The 11,400-nt window shown below is 60.9% G+C and carries 9 protein-coding genes; 4 read left to right on the forward strand and 5 right to left on the reverse strand.

All coding sequences use genetic code 11. The annotated features are described in order from the left end of the window. From AX685_RS06415 to AX685_RS06435, 5 genes are all read right to left on the reverse strand, one after another. Positions 1 to 1,669 (reverse strand): TonB-dependent receptor (locus tag AX685_RS06415; RefSeq protein ID WP_231738635.1); only part of this gene is annotated, 1,669 nt, incomplete at its 3' end. Between the two features lie 678 nt (positions 1,670 to 2,347). Next, the gene (locus AX685_RS06420) at positions 2,348 to 3,406 is read right to left on the reverse strand and encodes a hypothetical protein (RefSeq protein ID WP_066486616.1); all 1,059 of its coding nucleotides are present in this window, start codon (positions 3,404 to 3,406) and stop codon (positions 2,348 to 2,350) included. A gap of 317 nt (positions 3,407 to 3,723) precedes the next feature. Further along, positions 3,724 to 5,937: a TonB-dependent receptor domain-containing protein gene (locus AX685_RS06425; RefSeq protein WP_164521953.1), complete on the reverse strand. Its 2,214-nt coding sequence runs from the start codon at positions 5,935 to 5,937 to the stop codon at positions 3,724 to 3,726. 70 nt (positions 5,938 to 6,007) lie between these two features. Next, positions 6,008 to 6,946, reverse strand: coding sequence for a FecR family protein (locus tag AX685_RS06430; RefSeq protein ID WP_066486622.1), 939 nt, complete (start codon positions 6,944 to 6,946; stop codon positions 6,008 to 6,010). A gap of 74 nt (positions 6,947 to 7,020) precedes the next feature. Beyond that, positions 7,021 to 7,587, reverse strand: a complete 567-nt coding sequence (locus tag AX685_RS06435; RefSeq protein ID WP_051121508.1) for an RNA polymerase sigma factor — start codon at positions 7,585 to 7,587, stop codon at positions 7,021 to 7,023. Between AX685_RS06435 and AX685_RS06445 the strand changes: the two genes are divergently transcribed. From AX685_RS06445 to AX685_RS23495, 4 genes are read left to right on the forward strand one after another with little or no spacing between them, the layout of a single operon-like run. Continuing rightward, complete coding sequence (locus AX685_RS06445) at positions 7,537 to 8,661, forward strand: MlaA family lipoprotein (RefSeq protein ID WP_231738638.1); 1,125 nt, start codon at positions 7,537 to 7,539, stop codon at positions 8,659 to 8,661. The two genes, AX685_RS06435 and AX685_RS06445, sit on opposite strands and share 51 nt — an antisense overlap. Next, positions 8,658 to 9,344, forward strand: a complete 687-nt coding sequence (locus tag AX685_RS06450; RefSeq protein WP_075153467.1) for a CDP-alcohol phosphatidyltransferase family protein — start codon at positions 8,658 to 8,660, stop codon at positions 9,342 to 9,344. Before AX685_RS06445 ends, AX685_RS06450 begins: the two co-directional genes overlap by 4 nt. Beyond that, positions 9,331 to 10,503, forward strand: coding sequence for a glycosyltransferase (locus tag AX685_RS20930; RefSeq protein ID WP_016509644.1), 1,173 nt, complete (start codon positions 9,331 to 9,333; stop codon positions 10,501 to 10,503). Before AX685_RS06450 ends, AX685_RS20930 begins: the two co-directional genes overlap by 14 nt. A 39-nt stretch (positions 10,504 to 10,542) precedes the next feature. Continuing rightward, positions 10,543 to 11,016, forward strand: coding sequence for an MgtC/SapB family protein (locus AX685_RS23495; protein WP_051121504.1), 474 nt, complete (start codon positions 10,543 to 10,545; stop codon positions 11,014 to 11,016). Positions 11,017 to 11,400 lie beyond the last annotated feature (384 nt).

The raw sequence follows: 11,400 nt of genomic DNA on the forward strand, positions 1-11,400 counted from the left end.
AGCGGTTGTAATAGGCGGATGCGTCGAAGCTCAGGCGCTCACCGTGAACGTGAAGCGTCGCCTCGATCCCATAGCTCCGTTCCAGCCGGAAGTCCGGGTTGCCCAGCTCATAAGCTTGTGTGCCGGCATGAGGCCCGTTTGCGAACAGCTCCTCGGCTGACGGCGCGCGCTCGGTATATGAACCGTTCAGGCCGATGCGGATCGCGTCGGTGACGCCGTAACCGACCCCCAGTGAGCCGGAGAACGCGCCATAGTTGCGCTTCCCGCCAAAGAATCTCGGGTCACTGCCCACGGTCTTGGCGGTCTGGTTGCTCCACTCGTAACGAGCGCCGGCCGCAGCATGAAACGGCCCCGCATTATACTGCTGAAGCGTGAAGATGCCGGTCTGATTGGTTTCATTGCGGGGCAGGAAGGCTTCGACACCCTCGATGTTGAACGAACGGTTGAAATATTGGACACCGCTCGCGCCCTGCCATCCACCGCGATCTGCCTGAAGGAGTTCCAGTCGCCCCTCGGTGCCTTTGCTGTAGAACGCCGTGCCGATCTCGCCGGACGGTTCCAGCTCAAAATGGCGGTAGCTGGCATGGCCGGCGCGGATGCGGATGCGGTCGAGGAACCCGCCCCCGGTCTCGACTTCGCCGCGTAAGTCGACCCGGTCCTGCTTGACATCGAGCCGGGGCGACTCCTGCGCCTGGCCCACCTCGGTCGCATAGCGGATCGGCACGCCGTAGAGGCTGTCGTAACGACTGTAGCTTACGCCAAGTTGGCCCGTGTCGGTGATGATCGACGCGCCGACGCCCGCCGTCCAGGTCTCGGCGGCGGTGTTGGGGAGCTTGCCTCGGATAGCAGCGGAGGCCGCGAAGTCGATCGGGTCCTCGCCTGGTGCCACGTCTTGCGGCAAGCCGACTTGCGAGAGCGCAGCAGCGCGTGCCGCTGGCGATAGCGCGTAGCCGCCGATCCTGAGGTCGTCGGCTTTGAGATACGAGCCGTCGGCGTGGAGCACGAGGTAGGGACCGACCGCCACGTCAGCAGCGCCGGCGATCGAACGCTCGTTCGCGGCCGAGCCGTAGGTGGCGATGCCATTCAGCCGATAGCCGTTCTCGGGCCGGGTCCGCGGAATGCGCGTGTCGATGACGTTCACCACCCCGCCCACCGCAGACGAGCCGAACAGCAGCGCCGATGGCCCGCGCAGCACCTCAATGCGCTCGGCCAGGAGCGGGTCGATGACCACCGCATGATCGACGGAGGTATTGGACAGGTCGATCGCGCCAATACCGTCCGTCAGCACGCGGATGCGCTCGCCCTGGAAACCGCGCAGGATGGGCCGGGACGCCGAAGGGCCGAAGGAGGTCGCCGACACGCCCGGCAGACGCGAGAGCGTCTCGCCAAGTGACGGGCGCAAGTCTCGGGTCAACGCCTCACCCTTCAGCACCGATGTGCCCTGAAGGACGTCGGTTTCGCTTTGCTGGAGTGGGGCGGTGACGATGATGTCGCGGTCCGAAGCGGGTATCTCCGGGCGGGATGGCCTAGGCGCAGTCGCCTGAGCGGTCGGCGCGTTCGCGGCATCGGTTTTGCTGCTCGGCATTGCGGTAGACGCGCTCTGCGCGACCGCGTTGCCGCTGATCGCAACAAGAGAAATCCCGATTAAAAGCACCGCCCTGGTTCTCATTCCCATCGCCTTGCCTGAAGAATATTGCGTCCGCGCGGTGTTATACTGTTACGCGATTCGAGGCCGAGTAGCCGCGTTTCAAAGGCGGTTCAAGGGGAGGTGCATTTGATCTGGGCCCCACAACAGGCCGCTGGCTGAGAACCGGCCATGCTGCACGACGAAACCAGATGACTCTTTGTGTATAAGAGCCGCTTGCCACTTCTCTGCACGGTTTATGGACCATCCGCCGACGCCGACTTCGATCGAAATGCCGGCTGCTGCCACTCACTTCGATGGCTGCGAAACCGACTGTGGCACTCCGGGAAACGGCAATGGCGGAAATGCCCCGCTTCTGCCGACACCGACTTACAAAACTGACATATTCACTGAGTTCATGTCGTACGCCCCAGCTTCAGGTTCCCGATAAGCGCAATGACTTGCAAGGCCTTCTTGAGCCTCCGCAGATCTCACTTCTTCGCGCAGAATTTTTCACTTGATGAAATCCACGGGTAAATTAACACAAAGAAAGGCATCATGATAGCGGCCCGGATCGGTAACTCTCCTACCAATCCACTCCAGTGACCGGTATACCAACCATGAACAAATGTTCCTATCGCGACCGCGATAGCACCTGTTGCAAGTCCGGGTATCCACCTCAATCTATATTTCATAGATATTCTCATTATTGTGAGATTTTTATTAGATGAGTTGGTCCTTAAGCATCGGCGGCGACCGCTTGGCATCGTAAACAGGACCCGGCTCGCGACATGCCTGCGCGTGAGCGCGAATACGACGCTTATAGTGGTAGGTCTCGGGCGCGAGTGCGACGAATCCAAGTACGATACCCACGAGGACATGGGCCGCGACCGTGATACCTGTGACGAGTACGATCGCAGCAACGATCTCCAGATTTTGGCCAACGAAAAGGGCAGCAACGCCCACGAGCGCGACGTCCTTGTTGGGGACTAGCGGAAGGCGCGACATCATCAGGCGGACGCTCGCCAGCAATATCCACCATCCTGCTGCGACGTCGGGAACAACGAGATGCCACATAAGCGCGGAGAGCGTCACCGTCGCCGCAATGCGCAGGAGATGGACGACGAAGATGCGGATCAGCACAGGACGACGAAGCGTGAACATTCGATGTCCGAATGCGGTGATACCGATCGACACGGCCATCACGAAAAACACAGACCCGACAATCGCGGTTCCGACGCTTCCGGTCCTCAACTCAAGGAACATGGGATAGGCGAGAGCGAGTACGGCGATCGTCGCCACATTGCCAGCAAGCGCGGACAGAATCGCGACATCCTTTACGGCACCAAATGGCGACGCGACCATCTCAGCCCGGCGTTTTGCCCAAAGATAGAACTGCGTCTCTCCCATGTAGCCCAGGACAAGATTATTGGTCACCTGCTTGTGAAGCAACGGAAGCAGACCAACGACGGGCAAGCGCCATAGCCCCCGGAAGATCGCCCACTCGGACACCGGTGTAGCTAGGTAGGAAGCCGCAAACGCCAACCAGAACAGAGCGCTCGTCGGTACTAAGGTGGTGAGAGTTATGAAATCGATGGAGCGCAGCTGAAATGCAACGGCGGCAAGAATCCCTAGCGAGAACGCAAGGCTACCCCAACGGGTGAAGCCGGGCCGGACAACGCCCTGAAGCGTCCTGAGCGTGGCTGGCAGCGTACTCGGTTTGATGCGCAAGCCCAAAGGCCCGATATTCATGTTCGTTAAGTCCCGAAAATCGTAGCCCATTGTCACAGGCCGCGGACAATTCGTGTGGTTCGAACGCCGACACGGGGGTGGCATTGCGCGCAAATAGCGTTCCGCTAGGGGTCGCATGGCTTGTCGGATAGAGTCACGACCATCATCGCCGCCACTGCTCCGATGCGATCGGCAACCCCCAGCTCAGACTGACACATTACCAGCGCATGATTTGGTGCGCTGGGAGGCGTCGTTGCTCCCGTCATCAATTTTCCCGGCCGCTCTGAAATAATGTCTATTGTCTGAAGACGCCGCGGCCGAACACATCCGCAGTCCGTTTGCAAAAAACGAGCGGACCTGCACGGCCTTCAAAAGTCGCGAGATACCGAGATCGAGAAGGCGCGTGGGCGGGCGGGTGTGTACTGGCGTTCCGTGCGCACCGAAAAGGGATTGCCAAAGGCAAGCGTGTCGCCCCGCGCATTGAAGAGGTTCGTTGCAGACAGGTCCACCGCGAACGCTCCCCTGCGAGCTTCGAGCCCCGCGCCGAACTCGGCGAACCCGCCCATCCGCCGGTCGAGCCCAGGGTCCAGGCTCAGCCTAGACCGTCCCAGGTAGCGACCGGTCACCGCGGGCGACACTCGCCAGGACCCTGCATCGATCGAATGTCGCATCTCGAAGTGGCCGGATACGTCAGGTACAACAGGAAGGCGCGGGTCACGCTCCAAATCTGCACCATCAATGCCGCGAACCAGCCGGGCGCGCTGGCCGGAGGCGCCCGCAACAAAGGACCATGCCGGTGTCGGCCGCCACCGAACGGTCAGTTCGCCGCCCAGGATATTCGCGTCGCCAGCGTTACGCGTCGCCACAAGGCCGGAATTAAGAAGATAGTCCGACTGAACGTCCGACCAGATGGAGCTGAACGCGCCAACTTCAACCTGAAGCCTGCCGCCATCCGAAGTTCGTCGAAATCCAGCTTCGAAGGCGACCAACTGATCGGCATCGTAGCGGCCGGTTTCCACGTTGGTCGGATCGAGGCCACCGGGCCGAAATGCGGACGCAACGCGAAAGTAGGCCAACGAGGTGGAGGAGGGCAACCATGACAACGTCGCGCTGGGCGATACACCCCATAAAGACTTGGACCGAACTTCGGTTCCGACATCGTCGTCGCGGTCCTCCTTGACGGTTGAGCGGAAAACGCGGACGCCAAGGCCGAGACGAAGACCATCGACAAGCGGTCGGCTACCCTCGGCAAACATGGCCGTTTCGGTGACGCTTCTTGACGCATCCAGCAAATCTGCGATCATCGGGCCGATTTCCGATGCTCGGCCGCGAGCGCCGCTACGGGATGAGAGATAGGAAACGCCCAAAGCCCAAGGCGTTCGGCCGCTTTTGTTCGCAAGGCGGATTTCCTGGTCGAATACCTGATATGTGCGGGTTTCGGCATACCGCAGCGGCGCGGTCAGACCGAGGGACGAGGCCGCGCTGCTCGCGTCGTCAACCTTCAGCGTCCTCTGCGTTGCTAGGCTTGTAGAGACGGTCAGGGCATAAGGCCCAAGCTCACCTTGCAGGACGCCCGAGGTGAGCCAGACATTATTCGACCGTGGCTCCGGCGTCCGGTCTGCGCGTGTCAGCTCTTCCTTGTCGCGATCCACATATTGGCTGTCGAGCGCGCGGATGTTCTGACCGGCGCCAATGAGGTCAAAAGTCCACCCCTCGCTTGGGACAACGCGAAGCGACGCTCTGGTGCCGCGCACGACCGTTCGGTTGACGTCCGAGCGACCTCCAGCGTTGTTGATCCAGCCTGGCGCGACATCGACGTAGCCCACCAACCGCAAGGCGGCCTGATCCTGGCGCACGGGTAAGTTGACGACGCCCTCGACCGACGCGCCGACACCGTGACTCGGGAGGCCGGCGAGACGCTGACGGGAGCGACCGGCAAATTGGCCCAAATCGGGCGCAATGGTCATCACGCGATAGACGCCGCCCAGTGCTCCCGTGCCGTAAAGCGGCCCCTGCGGTCCCTTCAGTACCTCGACCCGATCCACATCAACCATTCGGAAGTCGGGATCGGGCGCGTCGTAAGTGATCCGGGCCTCGTTCAGGTACACGCTCACCGGGGATTGTCCGAAGCCAATAAACGGACTGTCGGCTATGCCCCGCAAGAACAATCGGCTCGCACCTGGCCCGCCATTCGTAGCAATCAATCCCTGAACCTGGGTCGCCACCGCCGACGTGCCAGCGTCCGAGCCCGCGGCGGCGCTTCCATCCAGTACATGGACCGTGACCGGTCCCGGCACTTGCGAAAGCAACTCGCGCATCTTCCTGGCGGTGACGATGATGTCCGATGAAACGGTTGGATCTGCGCTGGCGGCTGTCGGGCCGGCGTTCGGGGCGGCGGGGGCAGCCGATATCCGAAAGGTCGCCGGTCCGACGCGGTGGGCCGAGAGGCCGGTGCCTGCCAAGAGTCGCGCGTAAGCGGCATCGATCGTCATCCGGCCTCGCAACGCGATCGCCCGGCGCTGTGGAAGCGGAGCATCGAGCGCGAACGATGTCTTCGTCTGAGTGGCGAGCGCGGCGAGCATCGTCTCAAGCGTACCAGCGGGGACGTCGATCGAAAGGACACGCTCCTGCGCCGCTGCCGGTCCGGCAACGCTAGTCGCCAGCGCCGCGGACGAGACGCACAGTGCTTCCTTCCACTCTCGCATCCAACCCCGTCAACTGCTTAAGCGTGTCGATGGCTGACGCGCCCGGTTCGATCGTGATGACGCCCGAGAAGCGCCTGTTGGCCAGGTCGCGGCGGATCTCCACCCGCCGTCCTGCGTAGCGCGACACATCAGCGACGACCAGCCCGAGCGGCGCGCGGTTATACACGAGCCGACCCCGCCGCCAGCTCCCGACGGCCTCGGTCGCCTGGGCGGTGATCTCCACCACACCGCGTCCCGGGTCTGCGAAAAGCGCCTTGCCCGCGTCTAGCACGACGGGCTGAGCGAACCGAACCGAGCTCACCGACACAGTCCCGGCCTGAACCGCCACCCTGAGAATACCGTTCTCCAGAGAGACATCGAACCGGGTACCGACATCTTTGACGAGGAAGTCGGCCGCCTCGACAGTGAAGGGCGAAGCAGGATCGTGGCGCACGTCAAAGAACGCGGTCCCGGTCAGCCGCACGTGACGGGCATTGTCGACATTGGCAACCAATGTCGACCCAGGCGCAAGTGTCGCTTTCGCGCCGCTTGGCAGCGTGACGGACCTCATTTCGCTAGCGGCAGTGCGATAGACCGGCGAGGCGGTCGGCGCGTCAAAGCGCAGAAGCGGCAGTGATACGATGGCCACGGCCGAGGCTGCAACGGCGCCCGCGACGATGCGCCAGCGCAGCCATTTGCGTGCGCCTTTGTTTTTGACCGCGCGCGGAAGAAGAGCGGGCCGTAGGCGATCGATCTCTTCATCAAGCAGCGCAATCTCGTTATAACACGCACGATGCTCAGGGTTCGCAGCTAGCCAGCGAGTAAAGCCATCCCAGTCAAAGTCGTCGCGATGCTGTCCCTGATGCCACAGCGCGGCCTGCTCGTAGATGTCCTCTGTGGTGGTCATTTCGCATCGCCGCCGACGGAGCACGCCGGCAGTCTCCTGGTTCGAACGTAAGACGCCGAGCAAGCCATCCCGCCTCAGTCCCTCAGCGATCGCCGAAGAAAAGTCATCGCGGTTGCCATGTGCTTCTCCACGCCGCTGCGCGTAATGCCGAGCTCTCGAGCCACATCCGCGTGCGGTAACCCATCGAGCTTGTGAAGCCGGAACACTCGGCCGGCTGCGGGCGGCAGCGCCGCGATGGCGGTCGCCAGACGTGCCGAGCGCTGTTGGTCCTCCATCGCCTGTTCGGCGCCCGGGCGCGGATCGGCTGTTTCGCCTGGGCTGGCGGCACCATATTCCGCAACCGACCAGTCACGGTCGCGCGTTGAGCGGCGGCGTCTTTCCCGCATCCGATCCAATACAAGGTTCTGTGCCGCGCGATAGAGATACGCGCGGCCATTTGCGACGGGGCTGCCGCCGGCCGCATGAACTCGCAGCCAGAGCTCCTGAAGCACGTCTTCCGCTTCGGCCGGATCGCCTGTGCGCGTGATCAGAAAGCGGAGAAGCTCCGGACGGTACGCTGCGTACAAGGCGGCAAGACCGGATTGCGGGGCGTGGACGAGCTTCTCCCGTTTACCTTTTTCTCCAGGGGCGTTCGGAGGCAAAAAATCCGTCTCGGCTTTTCGGCAGGTGCGGTTGCGTCCTGCGGCGGCGTCTCATTCGCAGAGGATGGCCCAAGGGCGGTGGACTTGCAACGCCCAGGTGAGCTCTTCCTGTCGAAAGGTTATGAGTTGGGCACTGCTATCGTGGCTGCGGCACTGTTTCTGCCTCCTCCAGTAATGCTGGATCAGATGGCGATCGTGCCGGTGCTTTTTCAAGAAACGGCACCTGTCGGCCATGTGCCGCAAGAGGTACCGGCTATAGGCTCCGAAGGCGAAGCAACGTCGGCAAACCCCGTTGAGGCTCCCACGCCACCGTCGTCACCGGAGGAAGGTTTGCCGATAGATATTGGCGCCGAGCAGCAGACGGTCGAACACAATGACATTGTGGTCACTGCTCGACCGGGTCATGCGCCGGGAGATCCGTTGCAAGCTGTCAACGCACAGGCATTTGCAATCACCCAGACCGTTGACAAGGCGGTCGTCGCGCCGGTGGCGATGACCTATCAACGCGCCTTGCCTGGCCCGGTTCGTGGGGCAATCCGCAATTTCTTCAATAATCTGGCTGAACCGGTTGCATTCCTCAATTTCCTCGTTCAGCTCAAACCCGGCAAGGCGGCCGAGACGGCCGGACGGTTTGCGATCAACACAACGGTCGGCGTCGCCGGGATGATCGATGTCGCCCGGAAAAAACCGTTCAAACTACCTCGTAGATCGAACGGCTTTGCCAACACACTGGGCTATTACGGCGTAAAGCCCGGCCCCTTTCTGTTCCTTCCGCTGATCGGCCCTACGACCGTCAGAGACCTCATCGGCCTTGGTATCGACCGAATGGTTCTTCCGTCGGCGTTCGGCCAGCCGTTCAACCAGCCCACCTACACGGTTCCAGCAAGCATCGTTGGGTCGCTTGATTACCGGGTCCAGTTCGACTCACAACTTCGCGAGTTGAAAGACACGCCGGACCCGTATGCTGCTTCGCGCAGGAACTATCTGGAAGGCCGCCAAGCGGAGATTGACGCTCTGCATGGGCGAACGTCACCGCAACCGATCACGCGCCGTACGCTCCCGGTTTTCCCATGATGCATGGCTCTCCTGCTCGTTCCGAACTACGCCGCATACAAGAGAATTGGCTTGCCAAGAGCGAACGACGGGTTCTCCAATGGCTTTGCGCCCGAATGCCTGCTTCCATCACGCCGGATCGCCTGACCGCCATCGGCATGATTGGAGCCACAATGGTTTTTGGCGGCTACATTGCGAGCAATCTTGGCCACCTTTGGTTACTTTTGTCCCTCGCCGGCTATGTCGTTCAATGGTTTGGGGACTCAATGGACGGAAGCCTCGCGCGGTATCGTAAGATCGAGCGCCCCTCCTACGGATACTTCATCGATCACAGTTGTGACGGGATGGCAAATCTGCTGATCGTGGCCGGGATCGGCCTTTCCCCGTACGTGACCATGAACATCGCCATGGTCGCGCTGGCCGGTTACCTCTTGATGTCGGTTCACACATTCCTCGCGGCGCGAGTGATGGGCGAATTGCGACTGTCCTATCTCGCAATGGGTCCTACCGAGCTTCGCCTTTTCCTGATCCTGTTGACGATTGCGATGATGGCAATCGAGCCCGGCGGAGACCGTATCTGGACGATACCGGCACTAGACGCTCTGGTAGGATTAATCGGCGCCGCGCTGATTTGCCTATTTATAGTGCAAACCTTGCTAGTGGCTAGAACACTTGCTCGTGTCGATTCAAATGCGGATCGTTGATGTCAATGAGTACTACTGCCCGACAGGAGGTGGGGTTCGAACGTACATCGACCGGAAAATGCGACTCCTGGCTGATCTTGGTCACGAACTTATTGTCATCGCACCCGGCCATGAGAATCGTCTCGAACACCGCCCCGGCGGGGGGCGCGTTTTCTGGGTAGCCGCACCCCGCCTTCCGTTCGACCGAAGCTACGGGATGTTCTGGGATGGGGCTCCGGTAACGGCACTGCTCGATGAACTAAATCCCGACGTCGTCGAGACAAGCTCGCCGTTTCGCCCCGCATGGATCGTCGCCAACTGGAGAGCGCCCGCGGCTAAAGTCTTCTTCGCACACAATGACCATATGACTGCCTACGCGCAGCGTTGGGTGGGACGACTGGCCTCGCGGCAAAAAGTTGAGAGTTGGTTTGGGTGGTACACCCGCTACCTTGCTCACTTCCTCGACAGGTTCGATGCCTTTGTCACGAATGGCAGGACGCTCGACCGTTGGTATTCCGGCCGCGGACTTCAGGTCGATGCACCGCTTCCGCTCGGCGTGGAAGGCGGCGTTTTCGCCCCGCATCTTCGAGATGAACAACTACGGGCAGCGCTACTGGGCGAGTGCCACCTTCCGCCTTGTGCGCATTTACTTATCGGGGTCGGGAGGCATCACCCGGAGAAGCGCTGGCCGATGGTTATTGATGCGGTTGAACAAGCCGGCCAATCGGCACCTATTGGGCTCATCCTCCTTGGCGACGGCGTCGATCGACCCAAAATCTTCAGCCGCGTCGCTGGCAATCCCCACATCCGGCTGTTTAAGCCGATCTTCGAGCGTGAGCGATTTGCATCCGTGTTGGCCAGCGCAGATGCGCTCGTGCACGGATCGGATACCGAACCTTTTGGTCTCGTTGCCTTAGAAGCCATCGCGTCAGGGCTGCCGTTGATTGTTCCTAACGAGGGAGGGTCAGCGGAATTTGCAGCACCAAGCCATTCCGAATCCTATAATGCGCGTGACGCGAAATCCTGCGCAGCGGCGATCCTGCGCCTGTTGGCGCGGGATTCCGTACAGTTACGTTCGGCAACCCTGGATGCAGCAGGAAGAGTTCGTACGGATCTCGATCACCTAATTGATCTACTGGATTATTATAATCAGCTACTCTTACGACGATCGATTTCATGATAAATTTCGCGAAAAAAAATGAAGCAAGGGTTGTAGTCATTGACGTATCTTACGGAAAACATTCCCTGGTGGCTTGATATAGCGCGCATCCTACTGGCAGGGTTGCTGGGTGCCATAATTGGCTGGCAACGTGAGCACCACGGCAGGGAAGCCGGAATCCGAACCTACATGGCTGCTTCGCTAGGAGCCTGCGCCTTCGGACTTGTGTCGAACGCCATCGGGGACCAAGGTCGCATCTCTGCGGGAATTGTTACTGGAGTAGGATTCATTGGCGCCGGCATCATCCTGCGCGACGCTGGGCGCGTGACGGGGCTCACAACGGCAGCTACGCTCTGGGCGTCTGCAGCGGTCGGGTTAAGCGCCGCGTACGGGATCTATCATCTGGCTGTCATAACCGCTCTGATGCTTCTTCTGATCCTTGAGCTGCCTCGCATGCCTGGGTGGACGCGGGTTTCGCACCGAGCCCGCTTGCATGTACACCATTCGGATTCCGACGACGAACCTACTCGATGAACATCACCTTGCACGCCGAAGCAGGCCAATCGGCTCGGAATCTAGCGCCGTGGAAGTTGGAATTGACGTCCCTTTCTCGGGATTTTCGCTTCGATGCAGCTTTTGAACGGCCAAATGAGCCTGCGGCTCAATCCGTGCTATGATACGCTTGTACTGGGGATGTTCGATGCGCTCGCTAAGCCTCGCTGTTTGCGGCCTTCTTCTCGCGGGGCCTGGCTTTGCTCAATCGCCGAACTGGTTGAACGCCCGGACGATCGAAATCGACATGAAGAATTTCGCTTTCGTTCCAGCCACGATCACGCTTCAACGCGGTGTTCCCTACCGCTTGCGCTGTGGATCGGCGTGGAAAAAGGACCCCGGTAGCGGGGTGATCGGCGTCGAAAA

Source organism: Sphingomonas sp. CCH9-F2, from assembly GCF_001556735.1.
GTDB classification, from domain to species: Bacteria; Pseudomonadota; Alphaproteobacteria; order Sphingomonadales; family Sphingomonadaceae; genus Sphingomonas; species Sphingomonas ginsenosidimutans.

Excerpts from the sequence above, each read along its gene's own strand:
- AX685_RS06450 (WP_075153467.1), top strand. The coding sequence starts at position 8,658 with ATGATGCATGGCTCTCCTGCTCGTTCCGAACTACGCCGCATACAAGAG.
- AX685_RS06430 (WP_066486622.1), bottom strand. The coding sequence starts at position 6,946 with ATGACCACCACAGAGGACATCTACGAGCAGGCCGCGCTGTGGCATCAG.
- AX685_RS06425 (WP_164521953.1), bottom strand. The coding sequence starts at position 5,937 with ATGCTCGCCGCGCTCGCCACTCAGACGAAGACATCGTTCGCGCTCGAT.
- AX685_RS20930 (WP_016509644.1), top strand. The coding sequence starts at position 9,331 with ATGCGGATCGTTGATGTCAATGAGTACTACTGCCCGACAGGAGGTGGG.
- AX685_RS06420 (WP_066486616.1), bottom strand. The coding sequence starts at position 3,406 with ATGGGCTACGATTTTCGGGACTTAACGAACATGAATATCGGGCCTTTG.